The organism is Corynebacterium sp. HMSC078A10 (assembly GCF_001811565.1).
GTDB lineage: Bacteria > Actinomycetota > Actinomycetes > Mycobacteriales > Mycobacteriaceae > Corynebacterium > Corynebacterium hesseae.
Map to the genome: position 1 here is coordinate 15,878 of NZ_KV805204.1, position 23,773 is coordinate 39,650.

Here is a 23,773-nt window from a genome sequence, read left to right on the forward strand (position 1 = left end):
CTGTATATAACGCCGCAGAACTTGAGTCTGTTCCACTCAACTAGAACTTTTTTAAATTTCCGCGTCTACGCCAGGTTGATCGATATACACTCAAGTTTCCCTTTTCCGCTGATTATGTCACACCGTGGACACAAGAAAACCGGCCCCTCCGCCTGCTGGATTCAGCAGAACGGAAGAGCCGGTGTTTATCTACGATTAAACGGGCTAGATAGCCTGCGGCTGCTTGCCGGGAAGATCGTAGGCAAAGGTTGCTAGGACCACGCCCGTCACAAAGTAATAGATGGACCACTTTTCCTCGAGGTCGATACCACGGAACTCACCCATAGAAGCCAGGTGGCACATGCCGTCAGCACCGGCCCACAGGGTGAAGTTCTTGATATAAACCAGGCGATCCTCCGGTTCGTACCCGGCCTCCCGCAGCGCTTCACGGGCAAAACGCATCAACAATGCGAAGGACACACCCATCTTGGTCTGCTCCTCGCCATCCGCACTCAGCGGAACCACGGAACCAGAAGCAGCCGCGATGCAGGCACTATAGCGTTCGGGGTACGTCACCGCGTAGTCAAAATAGGCCACCGCTACGCACAGGAGCTTGTCGACGGCCAATGCATCCTCCGGCAGCTGCTCCAGGAGGTAGAGGCTGCGGGCTTCAAGCTCACAGTCGGTTTCCTGCTCCACGGATTCACGCAGCACGAAGTCATTGTCCACCAACGAAGCAATGAACACATCGGAGACGCCGAAGTACTCGGCCACGTTCTCGATGGTCACTGCCTTCAGCCCGTCGCGCGCCGCCAGCTGGATGGCGAGTTCCATGACGGCCATGCGCGCGCGTTCCGCAGGAAGCTTCTGTAAATCCTCAATCGCAGAGATATCGAGAGCTGGATCGCGGTCCGGAACAAAACCGGCGAGCATCGCACGGTAATCCTGCATCGGATTGCGCAGGCTCGGCATTTCTAGCGACTCCGCCGCCTTGAACAGCGTTCCGATGAGCGCCTTGCATACCTCGCGCAGGTTGAAGCGCCGCACCACCGAGTGCTGGTGCCGCAGTACGCCGAGAACGCTGAGGTGCGCCATGCCATGAACAGTGGCCAAGGTAGCAACGCTGAACTTTGCCACCGATTCGAAACACACATCGCTTCCAACCTGGAGTTTTTCCTCCGTCGCGATGAGCGCAATGCTTTCGTAGATCAGGTCCAAGGTCCGGTTATAGGTCAAATTTCCTTCTAAGAGAGCCTGCCATTCGTCCTCGAAGACATAGGCCTTCTTTTCAAAGAGGTAGCGGAACAGCTCCGGCTCACGCTCGGCGTACTCGTAATAGGCCTCAGTAAAAGTTGTCAGTTTGGTAAAAAGATCGGCGTAGCCTGGGTCCGCATCGAGCGTTTCCTCAAGAAACTTGACCTTGCGGTCAGTCACATATTCGGGGATCGCCCGCACGATGGCCTCGCGGTCAGGAAACTCCGCAAGCACCTGAGTAGCGCTAAGCTCCGCCAGCTTGGCCACGGATTCGACGGTGATGGCCTCATCTCCTTCCGCAGCTCCGATATGAAGCGCAGACTCGAGTACACGCTCACGAAGTGAGTCTTCATAAAGAAAATGCATCCGGCATCCTAAGTTTGCGCTCACATAGAGGAAGAAAGGTAGACGCTGGGCGAGCGCCACGCTAATAACTTCTTAACTTTACCCCTATCTTCAGTTAAAGAGCAATGTGTTCAACAAGCTCCCTTTCAGTCAAGTCACACCCTTACCAATAAAACAATCCCCCAGGCCACGGCCTGGGGGATTGCGCGCGAAGGGCTTTAGCGTCTACTTCGATGAGCCGACGTGCCCGATGCCTTCCTTGAAGATGGTGCCGCGCGGCGGCATCATTCCGGTGAATTTGAACACGAGGTAGATGACCACCGCGATGCCCAGGGAGATCCAGCCAAAGCCAGCGGTGAAGCCGTACATGACGGACAGCGGCGCGATGATGGTCCAGGAAATCTCGAAGGGGCCGAAGCCGATGTAGGCCATGCCGTACTCCGACAGCGTGCCGGACTTGAGCTTGGGGTCCACGATCTTGAGGATCGCAATACCGGTGGCCACGGTGGCCGTGGCCCAGCCCCAACCGAAGATGCCGCGCTCAATCCAGCGCTCACCGAAGAACTCGGCGGGGAACCACATCAGGAAGAAGATGCAGTAGATGGTGCCCAGAACGAAGAGCAGCAGGAGGGCCTGCCAGTAGGCCGCGACAGCTGCCGGCACGATGGCCGCCACACCAAAGGCAATGAGGTAGTCAGTCGCCGCACCGGAGACCGAGCTCACCGTGTCCTTATCCAGGTAGTCCTTAGCACCCACCATGTTCATCACGGCGCGGAAGAGCAGGCCCACGACCATGGACATGGCAAACAACGGGATGGAGACGTTCTCCCAGATGGAGGCGATGCCCTTGTTAATGCCGTAGGCGGTCATCACGGTCAGGGCGATGAAGCCAACGTGGAGGGTGATGGGCTCGATGGCGGAAGGGTTCGTCGTCGCGCGGCCCAGCGAGGGGCGATCCTCCAGGCGCGAGATGTAACCGCGGCGCAGCTCCTCCGGGAGCTGCTTCGGAACGTGTGAAACCTTGCCCTTGCGGATGCCCCAGTTACCCGCAATGATGCCGCCGACGATGGCGGCCAAGGTACCCACGGTAGCGGAGGTAAAGCCCAGCGAGGAGGCTGCCTCAGCGCCCACGCCCTCCAAGGCACCGCCGACGGCCGCGGCGGTACCGAAACCGCCGGTAAAGCCAACGGGCAGCATCATGCCGAACCAGTCGGGCGTGTCGAAAGTAGGCTTAAACAGCAAGAGGCCAAGGATGATGAACAGGCCCCACTGGCCGGTGAACATCATGGTGGAATAGCCCCACATGTTGCGAGCGCCCTTGCCCATGTTGCCGCCCATCTCCATGGAGAAGGCCATGGAAGCGAAGACCACGGCGATGAGCAGTGAGGTGTAATCACCGAGGTTCTCGGAAAAACCGATCCAGCCCAAGACATTGGGCCCCAAGATCAAGCCGAGCAGGCCCGCGGTGATGGGGGCAGGCAGCAGCAAGTCCTGGAATACGAACTTGATCTGGTGGCGCAAAACGTTGCCGATAACCATGAGCAAGGAAATCCAGCCCACGTCGGTCATGATTGTGTACGCAGAGAAATCTTCCATGCGAGATCTTCCTTCCATGCCGCGCATCGCGGCATCCTTGAGACGAGACTCACCCACTTTCGGGAAATGAACCGTAGATTACACTACAACTCCCTCCCCGCTTTGCCACCCCTGACGTATAACCCTAGGGGGTTTTGGCGCTACCCCCAGGCGCTAGGATGGGCGGGCATGAGGGAACTGGGTGAGCACCTGCGCAACCATGCCGAGGACTATCGCGATGCAGTACACAGGCACTTTTTTGCCACCGTGGCCGAATCCCGCCAAGTCTTTGCTCTGTCGATGAAAGACACGCACCCCTCACTGGCCCCCGCCCTCGCATGGGTGCTGGAAAATGTGGAGGACGGTGGGGTTCGGGGGGACGTCGCCAAGCGCCTAGCGCAGATGGGGCGTGATCATCGCCGCCACGGTTTCCCCCCTGAGGTGTATCCCAAATTCGAGGATTCCCTGGTGCAGGGGCTTACGGTGCTGGGACTGACGCCGCACCAGCACGACGTGGCAACGCGCACCATTTCCAGCGTGTGTTCAATCATGCGCAGCGCCGCCCAGGAGGCGGATGCCGCCGGCACTCCCCCTGCTCACAGCGCCCAGGTCGTGGCGGTGGACAAGCCTAACCGGAACACCGCTGTGGTCCGGCTGGAATCCGGCATGGCGCTGGACTACCGCGCGGGCCAGCACGTACCGGTGACCTCGCAGCTCACGCCCGGCACCTGGCGCCCCCTGACCCCGGCAGCGCCTTCCGATGATTCAGGGCAGCTGACATTCCACCTCGCGCTGGCGGGTGAGGCCTCCTCCATGCTGGCGAAGGCCCAGCCGGGCGATTGGTGGACGCTGGGCATGCCCGCCGGTGAGCCACCGCAGCTCGATTCCGAGACCACTCTCATCTCCTTCGGCACCGGGTGGGCAGGCGCCCGGGCACTGCTTCTCGACGCCCTGGGGAGCACCCTCCCCTCCGGGCTCGAGGTCTATGCCGTGGCCCCCTCGCCGGGCGAGCACTATGACACGGAGTTTCAGGCCAACCTGCAGGCCCTGGTTCCGGAGCTCACTCTGCGGCACATCGTTCGGGATTCGCAGGATCCCTGGCTGCTCGGAGCACGGCCGCTGGCCGCCGGGTTCAACCCAGTGGTAGCCAATGAACCGATGGAACCGGTGCTCGCGGCGGGAACGGACCGCCGCTTCGTGCTCATCGGTCCTGCCGATCGCATCGAACTAGCGCGCGCGGCGCTGCTCGACGGTGGCGTTTCGGAGGAGGCAATCACCACGGATAGCTGGCAGCGTGGGCACGAGTGGGCGGCCTCCGCCGCGGAGCTCGACGGCTGGGGCCATGACTGGGAGGCCTGGGCGGCGTGGAAGAAATCCCAGTGGGCATAGGCGCCTAAGCCTCCAGAACAGGGAGGGACTCACGAACCTTCGTCACGGTGTCTGGGTCCACCTCGCCGTAGAGGATCTCCGGCTCATAACCAGCCTCCGCGAGGCGCGTGCCATCCGGCGCCACGAGGACGGAGTGTCCAATCCCGGTGGGCCCGGAGGCCTCCCCCGCCTTCGCCTCCCCACCGGGGCGAGCCTGGCCTGCGGCCAAGATATAGGTGGTGGAATCGAGCGCGCGCGCCGCGCTGAGCAGGCGCCACTGCTCCAGCTTGCCCGGGCCATCCGCCCAGCTGGTGGGCACGACGATGAGCTGGGCACCCTGGCGGGCAAGCTCCTTGAATTGCTCGGGGAAGCGGATGTCATAGCAGGTGGCGACACCCACGGTGAGCTCCCCGGCATCGAAAACAACGAGCGATTCGCCGGGCCGAACGGTATCGGATTCCTTGTACTTGAAGGCGTCGTAAGTGTGGATCTTTTCGTAGCCGCCGAGCACTCCGGGGCCGGCGATGAGCGCGACGTTGGCCACGCGGTTAATTGTCTTCTCACCCCGCTGGACGGTATCCGCCGGGGCGAACATTCCCAGCACCACGTACACGCCGAGCTCTTCTGCCAGCGCGCGCACGGCGGTGGCGGTGGGGCCGTCGAGTCCCTCCACGTGCGTATCGAGGCGCCCGGAATCGAAGCTCTGGGTGGTAGCTTCCGGCAGGACGATAAGCTGCGCGCCGTTGTCCGCGGCTTCCCGGATCTTATCGAGGGCTGCGGCGAGGTTGTCCTCAACGTCTCCGGTACTGGTCAATTGAACTGCTGCTACCTTCATGCGGCCCACGGTAGACGAGCCCGGACTAGTTATCCACAGATTTCAGGGATCCGCGGTGGCCACCCTTTACGGCGATAGGACAGTTGGCGCAGTCTCAATGCTATGAACCACCTCAACATTGACCGGGCTGCCCGCGAGCAGATCCGCTACCTCTTCGGCCATGCCTGCCCCGCCACGCTACCTACCTTGCAGGATCCTCCCCGCACCGCCCGCGCCCTTGCCCTCCTCGGCGCCCAGTGGGAGGACGCCCGGCGGGCCAGCGAAAATGCTCGGCGGACGCAATTGGAGGAACTTGACCATTTCATGGGGTTAACCCACGGTCTTGATGCAGAGCTTTCCTCCCGTTTGGAAGGAACGCAATGAGCGTGTCCGAGACGCTTCGTTTCGAAGCTTTGGAAGTGGAACGCTACGCATCTGAGCTGGAACATTATATAGATGTGTCACACCATCATTGGGTAGGTCTAGCGATTTCCGGCATAGCGGCCGATGCCGCGCGGCGCTCTCTGCGCCGCGCCAGCGACAGCCTGGTGGATCCCATGCAGCAGATGCGCCTTGCCGCGCGCATCCTGGGCCTCTACGCGCCGCTGCAGGAGAGAATTGAACAGCTTCGCGCACGCGTACTGCGGCTGGCTTCGGCCCCCGCTTTTGCTGAACCCGCCAGCGTGGCGCTGGGGCAGTTGGACGCGCTTGCCGACGTCCTCGATTGGGCCTGCGCCCGCCAACTCACTGCCCTGTGCACTCCGGAGCTGACCCAACCGCCAAGCCGTTTGGAGGATTTCGGCGACCTCTCGCTGACCGAGTTGCACGAGCTCCAGCTGACCATGGCCAGCGAGGAGGTCCGCTCCCTGGTCGCGGCTAACCCGGATGTCACCGTGCTCGAGGCCAGCCATGGGCGGCTGGTGGCGCTCGTAGACCCAGAGAACATCGGCACACACGCCGCCCAGGTCAGCACGTTTGTGGGCGGGGTAGGTTCTTCCGATACAGCAAGCTGGCCCACTGCGATGGAGCGCGCACGCGCCATCGCCCGCGCCACCCATGGGCCTACGGTGGCGTGGATTGGCTACTCCGCCCCGCCCACATTGTCCCGCGCGGCACACGAAGACCCGGCGCGCAGCGGGGCCGCCGAGCTAGGCCGCTTCCAACGCGCCTTGCGGCAGCGCTTTCCCCGGGCTCAGCACATCCTCATCGGCTATTCCTATGGCTCGGTGGTTGTAGGTAAGGCCGCGCAGCAGGACTATGTTGCGGATGACGTCGTGCTCGTCGGCAGCCCGGGCGCCTCCGCGGATAGAGCTTCGCAATTGCATGGCAGGATCTGGAGCACGCGGAACACCGAGGATCCCATCACGATTACCACCGGTCCGCATGGTGGCATCCATGGCCCCGATCCCACCTCCCCTGCCTTCGGTGCAACACCCCTGCCAGGTGCTAGCGGGCTTCCGGGCGATCATGGCTCCTATTGGAAAGACCCCGCATTCCTGCGGGGTCTGGGCGTCATCGCGCAACGCTATTAGTAGGCAGCCACGTGGGGTTGCTGCCTTTTAGAAGAGGCCGGCGTGCTCCTCAGAGTAGGACACCAGCATGTTCTTCGTCTCCTGGTAGTGGGACAGCATCATGAGGTGGTTCTCGCGTCCGATGCCGGACTCTTTGTATCCGCCGAAGGCGCTGTGCGCCGGGTAAACGTGGTAGTGATTTACCCACACGCGGCCGGCCTGGATTTCCCGCCCGGCGCGGTAACAGGTGTTCTGGTGGCGCGACCACACACCGGCGCCCAAGCCGAAGTTCGTGTCATTCGCAATCTGAATGGCTTCCTCGAAGTCCTTGAACGTGGCCACGGAGAGCACCGGTCCGAAGATTTCCTCGCGGAAGATGCGCATGTCATTGGTGCCGCGGAAGACGGTCGGCTCAATGTAGTAGCCGTTTTCCAGGCCCTCCACCTTGTTCACGTGGCCGCCGACGAGAGTTTCCGCACCCTCCTTCGGGCCCACCTCAAGGTATTCGGTGATCTTGTCCATCTGTTCCTGGGAGGCCTGCGCGCCCATCATCGTTTCGGTATCGAGCGGGTGGCCAATCTTGATTTTCTTTACGCGCTCCACCGCCAGTTCTAGGAATTTGTCCGCGATGTCTTCGTGGATCAATGCGCGGGACGGGCAGGTGCAGACCTCGCCTTGGTTGAGGGCGAACATGACAAAGCCCTCCACGCACTTCTCCAGGTAGGCATCGTCCTTGTCCATGATGTCCGCGAAGAAGATGGACGGTGACTTGCCGCCGAGCTCCAGCGTGACGGGGATGACCTTGTCCGCAGCAGCCTTGTTGATGATCTTGCCCACCGGGGTGGAGCCGGTAAAGGCGATTTTGGCGATGCGCTCCGAGGTGGACAGAGCCACGCCAGCTTCTTCGCCGACGCCGTTGACGATGTTGAGCACGCCCTTCGGCAGGAGGTCCTCAATAATCTCAATGAGCAGCAGAATCGATGCCGGGGTTTGCTCAGCCGGCTTCATCACGATGGTGTTACCTGCGGCCAGCGCCGGTGCAATCTTCCACGCCGCCATCAGCAGCGGGAAGTTCCACGGGATAATCTGCCCCACCACACCCAGCGGCTCGTGAAAGTGATAAGCCACGGTGTCCTGGTCGATCTGGGACAGGCGGCCCTCCTGTGCGCGGATGGCGCCGGCGAAGTAGCGGAAGTGATCAACAGCCAACGGGATATCGGCGGCGAGGGTCTCGCGCACAGCCTTGCCGTTCTCCCAGGTTTCCGCGACGGCGATCTTCTCCAGGTTTTCCTCGATGCGGTCCGCGATGCGATGCAGCAGGAGCGCGCGCTCCGCCGGGGTGGTCTTGCCGAAAGTCTCGAAAGCCTTCTCCGCGGCATCGATGGCCAAGTTGATGTCTGCTTCCTTACCTCGGGCCACCTGGCAGAAAACCTCACCGGTCACCGGGGTGATGTTGTCCATGTACTCACCATCGACCGGCGGTACCCACTCGCCGCCGATGTAGTTGTCATAGCGCTCGCGGAAGTTGACAATGGCGTCAGGGGTGCCTGGGTTTGCGTACAAAGTCATGTGCCTAGTGCCTTTCTCGTGGATTCAGTACCGTCACGGTGGCCGCCCACACAATCGCATCTACAAGTGGCAGGCAGCACAACGCTGGACGCGAGTGTAGCGATAAGTATTGCCAAACTCACGTTTTCAATGAGGAAAGCTTTGAGGCCGTTGCCTAAAGGCGCCTTGCTGCCAAAGTTCGAAGGCCCAGCGCAATTTTGAACAAGAACTTTGTCAACAAGGGCACCTTGCGCGCGAAGAGCACGCGGCCTCAGTCCGAGCAGAGTTGGCCGGGCCCCAAAACAGCAAAAGCCCCTCCCGCAAAGGGAGGGGGAAGTGCCTAGCTGTCGCGGCGTCGGTTGCGACGCGGCTTCCACATCACCACGGATGTCGAACGCGGTACGTGGACCAGCTCGCCGCGCGATGGCCGCACCTGGCTGCGCAAGCGCTCAACTTCGGCCTGCAACTCATCACGCTCGGCGGCGAGGCGGTCGCGCTCCGCGGTCAGCTCGATGATGGATTTGATGCCGGCCAAGTTCACGCCATCATCCTGCGAGAGCGTCTGAATCTTGCGCAAAAGCTCGATGTCGCTCTCGGAATAGCGGCGGCCCCCGCCGGAGGTGCGGGCCGGGGAGACCAACCCCATCCGGTCATACGTGCGCAGGGTTTGAGCATGCATGCCAGACAGTTCCGCAGCCACGGAGATGACGTACATCGCCTTGGGCTGCGCCGCATCACTTCGGTTCATCCTGTCTTTGCTCATCACGCACCTCCTCCTAGCGGGCTACCGTGTTGCCGGCCCAGCCGGCACGCGGGTCGAAGCCGGAGTCCTTCTCCGCCTGCGCATAATTGCGCAGCGCCGAGGAGGCAGCGGCATCCAGGGTGGAGGGCACGGTAACTTGTACGGTCACCATGAGGTCACCGGCCTTGCCGCCGCGCTTGGCCACACCGCGGCCCTTCACGCGCAACGTGCGGCCGTCGGGAGTGCCCGCCGGTACCTTCACGCGCACGGGCGAATCGAGGGTCGGCACCGTAATGGTGTCCCCCAAGGCCAGTTCCGCGAAGGAGACGGGGACGGTGACGTGCAGGTCATCGCCCTCCCGGGTGAAGACCTTGTCGGGCTTTACCGTGACCGCCACGAAGAGGTCACCGGACGGCGTGCCATTCGGGCCAGCTTCACCCTGACCAGCAAGGCGTACCTTCTGGCCATCGATCACGCCTGCGGGGATGCGCACCGTGATGGAGCGGGTGCGGTGCACCGTTCCGGAACCGGAGCAATCCGCGCACGGGTCCTCGGCGCGCTGGCCGGTGCCATCGCAATCCGTGCACGGCGCCGAGAAACCGAAGGTACCGCGCTGCTCAGAGGTGAAACCGGTGCCATCGCACGTCGAGCACGTCGTCAGCTTGCCGCTCTTTGAACCGGAGCCATGGCACGTGGTGCAGGGAGCTTCGCCGCTGAGCTGCAGCGGAATGGTGGTTCCCTTCGCCGCCTCGCGGAAGTCGAGGGTTATTTGCGTTTCGACGTCGGCCCCCCGCGACGGCCGAGCTGTGTGGCCAGCACCACCGCCGCGGTTGAAAACGCCACCGAAGATATCCCCAAGACCGCCGCCTTGAGACGCTCCTCGAGCGGATCCTCCGAAGATGTCCGAGATGTCGAATTCTTGCGCACCCGGTCCACCCATGTGCGTGGATCGAAACCCGCCGGGAAACCCGGCGCCTCCTCTCCGTCCAAAGCCACCGCCGCGCATCATGGCCTTGAACTGGTCATAGTCCTTGCGGGTCGCTTTATCTGAGAGCACGTCATAGGCCTCAGCCACCTGCTTGAATTTCTCCGCCGCCGCGGGGTTATCCGGGTTGGCATCGGGGTGGTTCTGGCGGGCCAGCTTGCGGTAAGCGTGCTTAATCTCTTCGGCGGTAGCGGATGAGGAGACCCCCAGATCCGCGTAATAATCCTTGTCTGCCCATTCTGGCTTAGCGTTCACTGGGCATCTCCTCCTTTCAGGAGAGTCGATTCATGGTTGGGTTTTAAGATTTTTTGCTAAGTAAAAAGCTAACTAAGTAGAGAAAAGAAGAGTGGCGCCAAGGAACATTGAGCCCTGACGCCACCTGCAATACCTATTCTGCGTTGTCCGAGCTATCCGGACTCTCAGCGGTATCGGCTGACTCTGCAGGGTCGGCGATAATCACCATGGCGGTGCGCACAACGCGCTCCCCCACCGTGTAGCCGCGGCGCAGAACCGTGCCGATGACCTGCTCGTCACCGGTGGACAAGTCCTGGACCGCTTCATGCACCTCGGGGTCGAAGGCATCGCCCTCGGCGCCGAACGGGGTCAGCTGGTTCTTGGTCAGCACGCCCGTGAGCTTGTCCGCGATGGCCTTGAGCGGGCCCTCGTTGAGGTCACCGTGCTGGCGAGCGAGCTCCATGTCATCAAGGATTGGCAGGAAGTCTGCCAAGACCTTGGCCTTGGTGGTCTCGATCACGGCCTGGCGGTCGCGCTCGGTGCGGCGGCGGTAGTTGGTGTACTCCGCGTTGAGGCGCTGCAGGTCCTCGGTGCGCTCAGCGAGCTGAGCTTCCAAGGAGTTTTCCGCAACGGTCTCCTCACCCGCGGCCGCTTCATCGGTGATGTCGCGGGCGGCGTCCTCTACCGCGGCCTCTGCCTCAGCGGTGTTCGCCGTGGCGTCATCCACGGCGCCGTCGGCAGAAGCGGCCTCGGCGGCGGCAGCCTCCGCAGCCTCAGCGGAGGTTGCCTCAGGGTCGGTATTGGCCGGGTTGCCCGGGTCCTGAGGGGAGGTCATGGTTTACTTCTCCTTGTTCTCGTCGTCCTCGTCGACAACCTCGGCGTCGACGACGTTCGGGTCACCAGCGGCGTCGCCAGCAGCGGCACCCTCGGCGCCCGCCTCAGCAGCCTGTGCCTCGTACAGGGCCTTGCCCAGCTCCTGGGACTCGGTGCCGAGCTTCTCGACGGCCGACTTAATCGCCTCGATGTCATCGCCCTTCAGCGCCTCATCGACGGCATCGGCAGCCTCGGTCACGCGGGTCTTGAGGTCCTCCGGCAGCTTGTCGGAGTTCTCATCCATGAACTTGCGGGTCTGGTAGGAGGTGGACTCGGCCTGGTTGCGGGTCTCCTGCTCCTCGCGGCGCTTCTTGTCTTCTTCAGCGTGTGCCTCGGCGTCCTTGACCATGCGGTCGATCTCCTCCTGGGACAGGCCGGAACCATCCTGAATCTTGATGGTGTTCTCCTTGCCGGTGGCCTTGTCCTTAGCGGAGACGGAGACGATGCCGTTGGCGTCGATGTCGAAGGTGACCTCGATCTGCGGCACGCCACGCGGTGCCGGGGCAATGCCGCCGAGCTCGAAGGAGCCGAGCAGCTTGTTGGCGGAAGCCATCTCGCGCTCGCCCTGGTAGACCTGAATCTGCACGGAAGGCTGGTTGTCATCAGCCGTGGTGAAGGTCTCGGACTTCTTAGTCGGGATGGTGGTGTTGCGCTCGATGAGCTTGGTCATCACGCCACCCTTGGTCTCGATGCCGAGGGAGAGCGGGGTGACGTCGAGAAGCAGCACGTCCTTAACCTCACCGCGCAGCACGCCAGCCTGGAGAGCAGCGCCGACTGCCACGACCTCATCCGGGTTAACGCCCTTGTTCGGGTCCTTGCCGGTCATCTCCTTGACCAGGTCGGACACGGCCGGCATACGGGTGGAACCACCGACGAGGACCACGTGGTCAACCTGGGACAGGGACAGGCCAGCATCCTTGATGACCTGGTTGAACGGCTCCTTGGTGCGGTCCAGCAGGTCCTGGGTGATCTTCTGAAACTCGGTGCGGGACAGGGTCTCATCCAAGAAGAGCGGGTTCTTCTCGGAGTCCACCGTGATGTACGGCAGGTTGATGTTGGCGGACTGGGAGGAGGACAGCTCAATCTTGGCCTTCTCAGCAGCCTCACGCAGACGCTGGACAGCGCGCTTATCCTTGGTCAGGTCAACGCCCTGGGAAGCCTTGAACTTATCGACGAGCCAGTCGACGATGCGCTGGTCCCAGTCGTCACCGCCGAGCTGGTTGTCACCAGCGGTAGCCATGACCTCAACAACGCCGTCACCGATCTCCAGCAAGGAGACGTCGAAGGTACCGCCACCGAGGTCGAAAACCAGGATGGTCTGCTCCTGCTCGCCCTTCTCCAGACCATAAGCCAGCGCGGCGGCAGTCGGCTCATTAACGATACGCAGGACGTTCAGGCCTGCAATCTGGCCGGCCTCCTTGGTGGCCTGGCGCTGGGAATCCTCGAAGTAAGCCGGGACGGTAATGACGGCGTCGGTAACGTCCTCACCCAGGTAAGCCTCGGCGTCGCGCTTCAGCTTCATGAGCGTGCGGGCCGAAATCTCCTGCGGGGTGTACTTCTTGTCATCGATATCGATGGTCCAGTCGGTGCCGATGTGGCGCTTCACGGAGCGGATGGTGCGGTCAACGTTGGTGACCGCCTGGTTCTTGGCGGACTGGCCGACGAGAATTTCGCCGTTCTTGGCAAAAGCCACGACGGACGGGGTAGTGCGGGAACCCTCGGAGTTAGCGATAACGGTTGCCTCGCCACCTTCCAGCACGGATACAACCGAGTTGGTGGTACCAAGGTCAATTCCTACTGCGCGTCCCATAATCTTTTCTCCTTGCGTGTTGGGGTTTGTTTTAAGTTGATAGTGCGCGACTCAACTTCTGCCGCGTCCAGTCAGCGACTCTAACAGAAGCGACACTCAAAGTCATCCAAACCTGAGCGCTGGTCACTCAACCTACACAACGCAGGCAAACTCAAAGTTGTTCCCGATCGACTCAACTTTTTTATTTATCGCCAACACGCTGGGAAAACAAACCCGGTTTGGCGGAGACTCACCCCACAGGGACGATTGCCGGCTCACCGTCCACATCTACAACGCGGACTGACAGCCCATAGAGTTCCTCAATAAGGGCAGGGGTGATGACCTCGCGCGGCACGCCCGCGTCCCGCACCGTTCCATCTTTCATCGCCACGACGTGATCCGCATAGCGCAATACATGCGCCAAATCATGAATGACCGCAATAAGGGTTTTGCTTCCTGCCAGCTGCCGCATCAGCCGCATGAAGGAATGCTGGTATCCGATGTCAAGCGCGCTCGTTGGCTCATCCAAGAAGAGCACAGGCGTTTCCTGGGCGAGGGCCATGGCCAACCAAGCACGCTGACGCTGACCGCCAGACAACGCCGCTACCTCGGCCGTCTCCAGTTGTTCAAGGCCCACCTTTGCTAGCGCACGACTAACGGCACGCTCGTCCTCCTGGCTCCTCCACCCCATAAATCCTTGGTGGGCAAATCGCCCGCGCGCAACCAGTTCCCTGACATTGATCCCTTCGGGAGCTATGGATTGCTGCGACATCACGGCGACGCGCCGAGCGTAGCTACGCCGAGAGAATGCGGCTGCATCTTCTTCGCCAATACACACCGCGCCCGCGTTCGGCGTTTCCAACCGCGCCAGCACCTTCACCAAAGTGGATTTTCCACAACCATTGGGGCCGATAATGGCAGAGAATTTCCCGGCTGGAAAAGACACATCCACCGAGTCGAGAATTAACGGGGCAGTCCTCCCATAGGACATGCTCACCCCCTCAGCCCGCACGCTCGGCGCACCGTCACACACTTTTAGTTGGTTCACTTTACTGACCTTTCATTCCGGCAGATCGGGATTGCCACAGCAGCAAACCCGCCAGGTAGATGCCACCGGCGCAGACCGTAATAAGACCGGCAGGCAGAGTAATTGGGAAAAACAGCCGCTGCCCTGCTAAATCGGCAGCGAGCAAGAAAAGTGCACCGAGGACTCCAGAGAGCAACACCGGCGTCCTGTCTGGACGCAAGAGCAACCGAGCCATATGTGGGGCCGCGAGGGCAATAAATGAGATTGGGCCCGCTATCGCCGTCGATACAGCGACAAGAACTGTGCCAACCAGAACCATCACCACACGTGCACGACTCACGTTCAATCCCAACGCACTCGCCGTGCTATCCCCCAGGGCAAGCGCGTCACACCAGCCACGCAGCAGCAACCCAGCGGCGCACGCCGCGCCTCCCAGCACCCCCAATGGAATAACTCGCACCCAGGACACAGCATTCAATGTTCCAGCAGCCCAAGTCGCCGCACCTAGGGACTGCTCCAACTCACCACTAAGAATCAACCACTTGTTTATTGCTGAAAGGAAGAACGTCACTCCAATCCCCACCACAACCAGCCTTGCTCCCGTGAGCCTTCCGGCAAATGAAAGCCCCATGATGAGTAACGCAGTGATAGCCCCACCTACCAACGCGCCTAGCGCAATGTTGAATGCGGAGCTAAAGCCCGCCAAGGAGACCGCGATGACACCGGTATAGGCACCGGTATTAAACCCGATGATGTCGGGCGACCCCAGAGGATTGTGAGTAAGGATCTGAAAGATGGCGCCCGCGATGCCCAAACACATTCCTACGACAATCGCGGCAACCACCCGCGGAGCACGCCATTGCCACACGACGGTGGCCGCAAAGTCAGTGCTATTGGGATTCGTAGCCACGGACCACAACGCTGCGCTATCCTGCCCGGCACCAGGCGAGAAGAGCGAATAGGCAGCAATAGCCAGCGCGACGATCACAATGCCTGCAAAGGACAAAACACTTCTCACGCTCACAATCACAGCCTCCTTCCAGCGCGATGGGACAGCGCAATCAATACTGGGGCACCAATGAGCGACACCGTGACGCCAGCCGGCAACTCAGCAGCAGTGAGGTAGCGGCCCACAATATCGGCGCCCAATAAAAACAAAGGCCCCACCACGGCAGCGGCGACAAGCTGTGCCCGCTCTTCGTATATCCCGCACAGCCTGACAACATGCGGGATAACTAGTCCAACGAACACAATCACCCCCGCCGCTGCGGTGGCGGTAGCAGCCAACACCGTTACCGCCGCGACAAGCCCCAAACGAGTCAGTTTGAGGTTAATGCCGAGACTCGCCGCAGCGTCATCCCCCAGAGCAAGGGGCGGCAAGTGGCGAGCAAAGACAATCAGTAGCACCACGCCTACCACCAGTCCGCCGAAGGCAATCACCACTGGCGTCCACGAAGCAACGTCAACGGAGCCCGTCACCCAAGCACGGATTCTTGCAAAGGCGTGAGGATCTATCAGGATCAGCGCGGAGGACAGGCCCTCACATACCGCCCCGATGGCTACGCCTGCAAGAATCAGTCTCAGCGGATCAACATCGCCCGCTCTGCCACGCCCTACCGCGGTGACCAGCAGCATGGTCACTGCCGCACCGATGATGGCTGCGAGCGAAAACGCAAAAGGTGATTGCCACCCCCACCAGCCCAGAGCAATGGCCGCGGCCAAGCTGGCGCCTACGTTAATCCCGAAAACTCCGGTATCTGCCAAAGGGTTGCGCGTCATAATCTGCAGAACTGCGCCAGCGAGAGCCAATGCACAGCCCGCACAAACGGCAACGAGTGTACGGGGAAGCCTCCTCTCCCACACGATCGAGGAAGCTATACCAGGCTGTCCCCGAAGGGCGGCCAACACGTCGCTGAAGGGAATGCTACGCGCGCCCAACGCCAGTGACAGCGCCACGCCGATACAGAGAATGGCAAGGCCAGCAACTACTACCCAACCAAGACGCCGGGTATTTCTCTTTCCGGCGCGCAACCCCTGCTCAATCACCGACACCACCCAAATACCTTCATATGCTCACGTTTCCTTAGCTCGACCTAATTTAGGTTAGGCTACCTTTTATGAACATTCGAAAGAAAATCGCACCCCGCACCCCTCTCCTCCGCCTCACTGCTGTTGGTCTTACCGCAGCGCTAGCGCTCACCGGCTGCGCCAGCCTCGAAAACACCAACTCAAACGCTGACGCTTCTAGCCCTGCGCCCTCACCGTCCGGGAAAGAATCAGGAAACTCCAATTCAGCCTCGGGAAATGACTCCGTGGCCACCGGAGGCGAAGGCTTTGCCGGGGCGGGAGAGAAAAGCCAAAGCTTTGGCAGCGATGCAGCCCCTGGTCAATTCCCACGCACGGTCACGCATGCACGCGGAACGACCGAACTCAAAGAAAAGCCACAACGGGTGGTTGTTCTAGAAAGCGGCGAACTCGATTCCGTCCTAGCACTCGGCATGAAGCCAGTCGGCATGACCACGTCCAAGGGCCAGAATCCCGTCCCCGATTACATGACCGACAAAGCAAGTGACATCGAAACGGTAGGCACGATCAACGAAGTCAATATGGAAAAGATTGCTTCACTCAACCCCGACCTCATCATCGGCTCGCAGCTGCGCATGGATAAGTACTATGACCAGCTCAATTCCATCGCACCTACCGTTTTCTCGATCCGCCCTGGATACACCTGGAAAGAAAACTTCCGACTCATCGGCGAAGCCCTCGGAGAAGAGGAGCGTACCGAGCAAGTCATGGCCGACTATGACAAGAAAATCGAAGAAGTAAAGAAGGTCATTGAGGACGGACCAACGAGCGAAGACACCACCGTCACCATTCTGCGTTTCATGCCGGGCAAGGTACGCCTCTACGGGCGCCTTTCACTCATTGGAACGGTGCTTGATGACGCCGGCCTCGCCCGCCCCGCCAACCAGGACATCGAAGAGCTCGCTACGGAAATCTCGCCGGAGAACATTGACCAAGCGGACGCCGACTACATCTTCTACTGCAGCTACGGAGATCCCTCCGCCACCGGCCAAGACACCGCCATTTCTACCGCGGCGTTCCAACAGCTTCCTGCGGCCAAAGACGGCCATGCCATCGAGGTCAGCGACGATACGTGGGCACTCGGCTTGGGGCCTCTGGGCGCACAGAAGATCGCGTCAGATCTCGCGGACTATCTCAGCCACTAAAACGGGGGTAGCACCCTCCCCTCAAAACAACACCTGTGGGATTGACTCACCCCAACTTAAGGGGCTAGCTTTCATGTAAGCGAGATGGGTTACACGTCTACGATTTCTGTGCGACGGACCATATCAAGGTCACCGATTTCTCGCTAATCAGGCCAGGCCATTGCCTGGCTGCTCCCCACACACAAGAAGGGTGGTCGCACATGAATGCTCACTTCATTAGGCAGCGTCGTTCTTCCGACCGGCCACCGGTTGTGTACGCCAGCGTTAAATAAGCACCTCTTTTTCACACAGACTGAACGGCACGGCGCAGAGTGTGCGCACGTGCTGGACTAAAAAGTCTGCAATTTCCGCTTCCCGCAAGGCCGCACCAGTGTGCCTTGAGACCCATAAAGGTTGTAATCCATGACTAACGATGCTCACACCCCCGTTCCCGAATCCACCGACATTGACGCCGCGCTGATCGCCGACGCCGCGGCCCAGGCCCACTCCTGGCTCGCCTCCACCGCCGACGAGCAGGATCCGGCCACAGAACAGCTCGCAGACTTATTGCGCAACCCGGACGGGGTGGCCTTCACCATGGACTTCGTGGACCGCGTCATGCGCCCCGAGGATGACAAGGTAGCCGCACACGCGCTGAAGTCCGTCACCACCACCTATGACGCGTCCTTCCTCGGTCTCATCAACGGTTCGCTGGTGGGCCTGGGCGGTTTCTTCGGGCCCATCCTGCCCAACCTGGTCATGCCGCTGGCCCGCATGCGCATGCGCCAGATGGTCGGCCACCTGGTCCTCGACGCCGAGAGCGACGCCCTCAACAAGACCTTGGACAAGGCCGCCGAGTCCGGCGAGCAGCTCAACCTCAACCTTCTCGGTGAGGCCGTGCTGGGCGACGACGAAGCGCGCTCCCGCGCTGAGCGCACCCTCAAGCTCATCAATAACCCGCGCGTGACCTACGTGTCCGTCAAGGCCTCCTCCATGGTGGCCCAGCTCAACCCGTGGGATATCGAGGGTTCCTTGGTTCGCCTCAAGGAACGCCTGCGCCCGCTCTATGAGGCCTCCGCGCGCCGCCCCGATAAGGTCTTCATCAACCTGGACATGGAGGAATACCACGACCTCCACCTCACCGTGCGCCTGTTCACCGAACTGCTCAGCGAGCCGGAGTTCACCAACCTCGAGGCCGGCATCGTCCTGCAGGCCTACCTGCCGGATACTTTCGACGCCTTGGCGCACCTGGCAGAATTCGCCAAGCAGCGCGTGGCCGAGGGTGGATCCCACATCAAGATTCGCATCGTCAAGGGCGCAAACCTCTCCATGGAGCACGTCCAGGGTGAAATCCACGGCTGGCCGGCGGCTCCCTATTCCACCAAGGATGAGGTGGACGCCAACTACTACCGCCTGCTCGATTACATCCTGCGCCCCGAATTCGCTGACTGCGTGCGCATCGGCGTGGCCACCCACAACCTCTATACCGCGGCCTTTGCCTACAAGCTGGGCACCAAGCGCGGTGTCATGCGCATGATGGATTCCGAGATGCTCCAGGGCATGTCCCCCGCCCAGCAGGCCGCGGTGCGCGAGGCCTTCGAAGGCCGCCAGATCCTCTACACCCCGGTGGTGCACGCGGAGGACTTCGACGTCGCCGTCTCCTACCTGGTGCGCCGTTTGGAGGAGAACTCCGCACCGCAGAACTTCCTCTACGCCCTCTTCGCCCCGGAGGAACAAGCACTGAAGGACCAAGAGGAGGTCTTCCGCCAGGCCGTCGAGCAGCGCTGGGATACCTTCGCCGGCCCGCGCCGCACCCAGAACCGCCTGGAGGAGGCCGAGCAGGCAGCCGGCCGCCAGGCACCGCGCACCGGGCGCTTCGCCAACGAGCCGGACACCGACCCAGCCCTGGAGGCCAACCGCGAGTGGGCGCTCAAGGCCCTGTCCACCGACCCGGGTGAGCACGGCGTGGATGAGGTGACGGATGCGGGGGTCGTCGACAAGCACGTGGCCCGCGCCGCCGAGCTCGGCGCCGAGTGGGGCGCGCGCCCTGCCGAGGACCGCGCCCGCGCGCTCGAGGCCGTGGCTGATGAGCTGGCCAACCGCCGCGGCGAGTTCATCTCCGTCGCCGCCTACGAGGCCAACAAGACCGTCACGCAGACCGACCCGGAAATCTCCGAGGCCATCGATTTCTGCACCTACTACGCGCAGTCCGCGCGCTTGCTGGAGAGCTACGCCGCCGAGTTCACGCCCCACCGCGTGACCGTGGTGACCCCGCCGTGGAACTTCCCGGTGGCCATCCCCACCGGCGGCATTGCGGCAGCGCTCGCCGCGGGTTCCGCCGTCATCATCAAGCCCGCGCCGCAGGTCGTGCACTGCGCGAAGCTCGTCGTGGAAGCCTTCCGCGCTGGTTTGGAGGCACAGGGCCTCGACCCGGATCTGGTCCAGCTCGTCTTCACCGATGAGGGTGAGGCCGGCCGCGCGCTGATCTCCCACGACGATGTCGACGCCGTCATCCTCACCGGTGCTTCCGATACCGGCAAGCTCTTCCGTTCCTGGAAGCCGGAGCTCAACATCATGGCGGAGACCTCTGGCAAGAACGCGCTCATCATCACCCCGTCCGCGGACCCGGACTTGGCCATTCAGGACCTCTACCTCTCGGCCTTCGGCCACTCTGGCCAGAAGTGCTCCGCATCCTCCCTGGTCATCTTCGTCGGCGCGGCTGGCGAGTCGCAGCGCCTGCGCTCGCAGCTTGTCGACGCCGTCAAGACCCTCATCCCCGGCCCCGGCTATGAGATCACCACGACGATGAACGGCCTGGCCGAAGCCCCGGGTGAGAAGCTGCTGCGCGGCCTCACCCAGCTGGAGCCGGGCGAGAAGTGGCTGGTGAAGCCGGAGAAGCTCAACGAGGAGGGCACCCTGTGGTCGCCGGGTATCCGCGATAACGTGCGCCCAGGTTCCTGGTTCCACGTCAACGAGTGCTTCGGCCCGGTTCTTGGCATCATGCATGCGGAGACCCTGGATGAGGCCATCGAGTGGCAGAACTCCACCGGCTACGGCCTGACCGGCGGCATCCACACGCTGGATAACGACGAAATCGATTACTGGCTCGAGCGCGTCGAGGTGGGCAACGCCTACGTCAACCGCGGCATCACGGGCGCGATTGTGCAGCGCCAGTCCTTCGGCGGCTGGAAGAAGTCCGTCATGGGCCCGGGCGCCAAGGCAGGCGGCCCGAACTACGTGACCCAGTTCGGCACCTGGTCCGAGGGTCCGCTGCGCCCCTTCGACGTGGACATCTCGCAGCCGGTGGCAGCCCAGCTGCGTGCCTTTGGCAAGCTGGAGCTCTCGGAAGAGGACACCGCTTGGCTGTGGCGCGCGGCAGAGCTCGATGAACTGGCTTGGCAGCAGGAATTCGGCCGCAAGCACGACCGCGCCGGCCTGGTCTGTGAGGCCAATGTCTTCCGCTACCGCCCGGTGCTCACCCCGCTCCAGGTGCGCATTGGCACTGATGCCGCGCTTCGCGACGTCTCCCGCCTCGCCCTCGCCGCCACCCGCACCGGCTCACCCGTGCGCTTCAGCGCCGCGCCGGAGAAGGCCGCGGAGCTGCGCGAGCTGGGCTTTGACATCGATGCCGTGGAGGCAAGCGCCTTCGCCCGCGAGGTTTCCGGCTTGGAATCCGCGCGCATTCGAACCGTGGGTTCTGTCGAGCCAGGCGTCTTTGAGGCCGCGGTGGAATCCAACTCCGTGGTCCTGGACCAGCCGGTGCTGGCCGATGGCCGCCGTGAGCTCCTTCCCTTCCTCCTCGAGCAGGCGGTCTCGGTGACGATGCACCGCTTCGGCATCATCCGCCAGGTAAGCAGCATCCGCGCATAGTTCGTTTTCTGCGCTCATATGAGAAGATGGAGCGCATGACAAACAACAATGATGACGGTGCCCGCTCGGGCACGTCCTCCACGGCCTCTGGCGCGGCGGCTTCTGCCGCCGCGGAGCCCATTAATGAAGAAGCTACCCTCCCGGTGTCGAAGACCGATGACAAGTCTCGCGTCCTCGGGCGCGATGCCATCTCCTTGGCCAAGGTGTGCTTGATTTTCATCATCGTGGTCGCGGGCGTCGGCCTGGCCGGCTACCTGTTGAAGTTCATCTGGGTTGGCCTGTTGCCGGTCATCCTGGCCATCCTGGTGTGCACGGTGCTTTTCCCCGTGACCAACTGGCTGCGCGCGCACAAGTTCCCCCGTGCGCTGGCCTCCATCACCACGCTGTTGGGATTCTTGGCCATCATCGGCGGCGTGTTCGCGGCGATGGCCCCGGTGGTGTCCTCCCAGGGTGCTTCCCTGGTTAGTCAGGCCGAAGGCGGCTTAAACAAGCTCGTCGATATGGCCAAGGACCTGCCCTTTGAGATTGATGCGGCGAAGGTCCAGGAAGTCCTCGATGATGCCATCGCCTTCGTCAAGGGCCAAGCTTCCAACATCGCCACCGGGGTGATTTCCGGTGTATCGATGGCCAGCTCCATCGCCATGGCGCTCGCCATCATGCTCTTCGTAGCCTTCTTCATCCTCAAGGACGGCGATAAATTCCTGCCGTGGCTGCGCACCTACACCGGCTACTCCGCCGGCTGGCACGCCACCGAGCTGCTGACTCGCGTGTGGAACACGTTATCTGGCTTCATTCAGGCGCAAGCAGCCGTCGCGGCCGTCGACGGCATCCTCATCGGCCTCGGCCTCTGGGTTCTCCAGGTACCGCTGGCCCTTGTCATCGGCGTAGTTACGTTCTTCGCCAGCTTCATCCCGGTCATTGGCGCTGTCACTGCGGGCGCTTTGGCCGTCATCATCGCGCTGGTCTCCGATGGGCTGACGAAGGCCTTGCTCGCCTTGGCTCTCATCATCATCGTCCAGCAGGTGGAGGGCAACGTCCTCCAGCCGATGCTGCAATCCAAGGCCATGGGCCTGCACGCGGCAATGGTGCTGCTCTCCGTCACGGTCGGCTCCGCCTTGGCCGGCATCATCGGCGCCTTCCTGGCTGTGCCGGTGGCTGCCACCATTGCCGTGGTCTTCCGCTACCACCAGGAGATGGCCAGCCTGCGTGCCGGCGAAATCGAAGCTAAAAACATTAAGATTTCCACGGCGGAGGGCCATGAGGACGTCATGGAGCTCTACGAGAACCTAGAGGCCAGCGGCGCCCGCTAGCCACACAACCGGTGCATGGCTCTAGCCCTGGCCGTGCAACTGCCCTAGTTGCCAAACTTCTCCCCCACCACCCGCGGCGGGAGCGATGGTTTTGGCAACTAGGGCACTTTCCGTATGTGGGGTCTAATCCGCGGACACCGTGCCGAAGGCGGCGGCCAACTCCTCCGCCGCGCGGTCGAGCACCGAGGCCCACGAGCCATAGGATTCTTCGTTAGCGGTGTCCGAAACCTGCTTGAGAAGCGTGCACGGCACACCAAACTTTCGGCACACCGCAGCGATGGCGTAGCCCTCCATATCGCACAGCGCAGAATCCTGGGCAAGGCGCGTGCGGGTCGGGGTATCCGAAATAAAGGCGTCACCCGTGGCAAGCGTGGCGGTCGGCAGCTTACCGGAGGTCTCTAGCTCGATGACCTCCGGGAGCAGATAGCGGGAGACATCGCTGAGCACCTCCAGGTGAAAGTCGTACTTGCGTACGTGGGAGATCTCGAAGACGCCTGAGAGATCGTCGCGAAGCGCGCCCGCAGTACCGATGTTGATGACACGCTCCGGCAACACCTCTGCCGACGCCAGCACCGTTGTCAGCTCGATGGCGGCGGGAACCGTACCAATACCCGTGATGAGCAGCGGCGCTCCCTCAGGAACATGCGTGGCTTCGGCATCCACGGCGGCGACGAACAGTGTACGACCAGACAGATTCTCCATGCCTGAGAGACTACCCGCTGACCCGAGGAATGCTCTCCGTAACTCTGGCCGGGGTCTCTGCGGCCTTTGTAGGGTCTGGAACCACACCGAGACCTCAGAAAGGAGAACACAATGTTCACACCACGAGTTTTCGCCGGAGCCGCACTACTTTGCTTCCCCCTCATTGCATGCAGCAGCCCAGAAGAGGTTCAGGCTAGCCCCGTCGCCGAAGTCTGCGAGGCTGGCAATGCCCACGCCGCATTCGCCGACAACATCGCTCAAGTTCCCCAGTGGAATGGACATGAATGGGCACTGGTTGATTCCGCCCACTTCGATCCGTGCGCGGAGCTGAGTTGGCAGACCATTTCCGTCGAAGGCGCAACGGCCTCCTCGCCGCACCACATCATGCTCTTCCACTACGGCGAGTACATCGGCACCGCCACCGCCGAGCCCTACGCCTTCTTCCCCAGCGTCGAGCAAGTCAATGGCAGTGAGATTTCCGTGACCTACCACTGGCCGCAAGAAGACGACGCCAATGCCGCTCCGACGGGCACCACGGAAGCGAACTTCCGCTGGGACGCCGCCCATAACAAAGTCGTCATGAGCGGTGACGTTCCTCCTCGCTAAGATAAAACCAATCGTGCGCCTCACACGAGGCG

19 protein-coding genes are annotated in these 23,773 nt (G+C 62.0%); 7 read left to right on the top strand and 12 right to left on the bottom strand.

The genetic code is table 11. From position 1 onward, the window contains the following. Positions 1 to 204: 204 nt before the first annotated feature. Both HMPREF2808_RS05820 and HMPREF2808_RS05825 read right to left on the bottom strand, forming a co-directional pair. Complete coding sequence (locus HMPREF2808_RS05820; RefSeq protein WP_070624185.1) at positions 205 to 1,599, bottom strand: TetR/AcrR family transcriptional regulator; 1,395 nt, start codon at positions 1,597 to 1,599, stop codon at positions 205 to 207. Positions 1,600 to 1,803: 204 nt separating this feature from the next. Next, positions 1,804 to 3,174 (bottom strand): sodium/glutamate symporter, encoded by a 1,371-nt coding sequence (locus tag HMPREF2808_RS05825; protein ID WP_070523626.1) that lies wholly within the window; start codon positions 3,172 to 3,174, stop codon positions 1,804 to 1,806. 168 nt (positions 3,175 to 3,342) lie between these two features. Between HMPREF2808_RS05825 and HMPREF2808_RS05830 the strand changes: the two genes are divergently transcribed. Continuing rightward, complete coding sequence (locus HMPREF2808_RS05830; RefSeq protein WP_070624187.1) at positions 3,343 to 4,542, top strand: FAD-binding oxidoreductase; 1,200 nt, start codon at positions 3,343 to 3,345, stop codon at positions 4,540 to 4,542. A gap of 4 nt (positions 4,543 to 4,546) precedes the next feature. Here HMPREF2808_RS05830 and HMPREF2808_RS05835 read toward each other — a convergent pair whose 3' ends face one another. Further along, on the bottom strand, positions 4,547 to 5,356 hold the full coding sequence (locus HMPREF2808_RS05835) for a carbon-nitrogen hydrolase family protein (protein ID WP_070624189.1): 810 nt from the start codon (positions 5,354 to 5,356) through the stop codon (positions 4,547 to 4,549). Between the two features lie 102 nt (positions 5,357 to 5,458). Here HMPREF2808_RS05835 and HMPREF2808_RS05840 point away from each other — a divergent pair, with 102 nt between their 5' ends. Then, positions 5,459 to 5,719, top strand: a complete 261-nt coding sequence (locus HMPREF2808_RS05840) for a hypothetical protein (RefSeq protein ID WP_070624191.1) — start codon at positions 5,459 to 5,461, stop codon at positions 5,717 to 5,719. A gap of 74 nt (positions 5,720 to 5,793) precedes the next feature. Further along, positions 5,794 to 6,867 (top strand): alpha/beta hydrolase, encoded by a 1,074-nt coding sequence (locus HMPREF2808_RS05845; protein ID WP_246818519.1) that lies wholly within the window; start codon positions 5,794 to 5,796, stop codon positions 6,865 to 6,867. Positions 6,868 to 6,894: 27 nt separating this feature from the next. Here HMPREF2808_RS05845 and HMPREF2808_RS05850 read toward each other — a convergent pair whose 3' ends face one another. From HMPREF2808_RS05850 to HMPREF2808_RS05885, 8 genes are all read right to left on the bottom strand, one after another. Next, positions 6,895 to 8,415, bottom strand: coding sequence for an acetaldehyde dehydrogenase ExaC (locus HMPREF2808_RS05850; RefSeq protein WP_070532076.1), 1,521 nt, complete (start codon positions 8,413 to 8,415; stop codon positions 6,895 to 6,897). Positions 8,416 to 8,734: 319 nt separating this feature from the next. Then, a complete protein-coding gene (locus HMPREF2808_RS05855) occupies positions 8,735 to 9,157 on the bottom strand; it encodes a heat shock protein transcriptional repressor HspR (RefSeq protein ID WP_070523924.1) in 423 nt (140 codons plus the stop codon). A 13-nt stretch (positions 9,158 to 9,170) separates the two neighbouring features. Beyond that, positions 9,171 to 10,376 (bottom strand): molecular chaperone DnaJ, encoded by a 1,206-nt coding sequence (gene dnaJ / locus HMPREF2808_RS05860; protein ID WP_070624194.1) that lies wholly within the window; start codon positions 10,374 to 10,376, stop codon positions 9,171 to 9,173. 133 nt (positions 10,377 to 10,509) lie between these two features. Then, complete coding sequence (gene grpE, locus HMPREF2808_RS05865) at positions 10,510 to 11,190, bottom strand: nucleotide exchange factor GrpE (protein ID WP_070532063.1); 681 nt, start codon at positions 11,188 to 11,190, stop codon at positions 10,510 to 10,512. A gap of 3 nt (positions 11,191 to 11,193) precedes the next feature. After that, on the bottom strand, positions 11,194 to 13,038 hold the full coding sequence (gene dnaK / locus HMPREF2808_RS05870) for a molecular chaperone DnaK (protein WP_070624196.1): 1,845 nt from the start codon (positions 13,036 to 13,038) through the stop codon (positions 11,194 to 11,196). 229 nt (positions 13,039 to 13,267) lie between these two features. Further along, the gene (locus tag HMPREF2808_RS05875; RefSeq protein ID WP_256388854.1) at positions 13,268 to 14,008 is read right to left on the bottom strand and encodes an ABC transporter ATP-binding protein; all 741 of its coding nucleotides are present in this window, start codon (positions 14,006 to 14,008) and stop codon (positions 13,268 to 13,270) included. Between the two features lie 58 nt (positions 14,009 to 14,066). Next, complete coding sequence (locus tag HMPREF2808_RS05880) at positions 14,067 to 15,068, bottom strand: FecCD family ABC transporter permease (RefSeq protein WP_246818521.1); 1,002 nt, start codon at positions 15,066 to 15,068, stop codon at positions 14,067 to 14,069. A 2-nt stretch (positions 15,069 to 15,070) separates the two neighbouring features. Further along, on the bottom strand, positions 15,071 to 16,000 hold the full coding sequence (locus tag HMPREF2808_RS05885; protein WP_246818523.1) for a FecCD family ABC transporter permease: 930 nt from the start codon (positions 15,998 to 16,000) through the stop codon (positions 15,071 to 15,073). A gap of 161 nt (positions 16,001 to 16,161) precedes the next feature. On the opposite strand from HMPREF2808_RS05885, the gene HMPREF2808_RS05890 reads away from it, so the two are divergent. The 3 genes from HMPREF2808_RS05890 (at position 16,162) to HMPREF2808_RS05900 (ending at position 22,433) form a co-directional block, all read left to right on the top strand. Beyond that, positions 16,162 to 17,274, top strand: a complete 1,113-nt coding sequence (locus HMPREF2808_RS05890; protein ID WP_070624200.1) for an ABC transporter substrate-binding protein — start codon at positions 16,162 to 16,164, stop codon at positions 17,272 to 17,274. Between the two features lie 402 nt (positions 17,275 to 17,676). Continuing rightward, a complete protein-coding gene (locus tag HMPREF2808_RS05895) occupies positions 17,677 to 21,123 on the top strand; it encodes a bifunctional proline dehydrogenase/L-glutamate gamma-semialdehyde dehydrogenase (RefSeq protein WP_070624202.1) in 3,447 nt (1,148 codons plus the stop codon). A gap of 35 nt (positions 21,124 to 21,158) precedes the next feature. Next, a complete protein-coding gene (locus HMPREF2808_RS05900; protein ID WP_210386956.1) occupies positions 21,159 to 22,433 on the top strand; it encodes an AI-2E family transporter in 1,275 nt (424 codons plus the stop codon). Positions 22,434 to 22,556: 123 nt separating this feature from the next. Here HMPREF2808_RS05900 and HMPREF2808_RS05905 read toward each other — a convergent pair whose 3' ends face one another. Next, the gene (locus HMPREF2808_RS05905; RefSeq protein WP_070624204.1) at positions 22,557 to 23,135 is read right to left on the bottom strand and encodes a nucleosidase; all 579 of its coding nucleotides are present in this window, start codon (positions 23,133 to 23,135) and stop codon (positions 22,557 to 22,559) included. Between the two features lie 111 nt (positions 23,136 to 23,246). Between HMPREF2808_RS05905 and HMPREF2808_RS05910 the strand changes: the two genes are divergently transcribed. Next, positions 23,247 to 23,741: an LppP/LprE family lipoprotein gene (locus tag HMPREF2808_RS05910; RefSeq protein WP_070624206.1), complete on the top strand. Its 495-nt coding sequence runs from the start codon at positions 23,247 to 23,249 to the stop codon at positions 23,739 to 23,741. Positions 23,742 to 23,773: the final 32 nt, after the last annotated feature.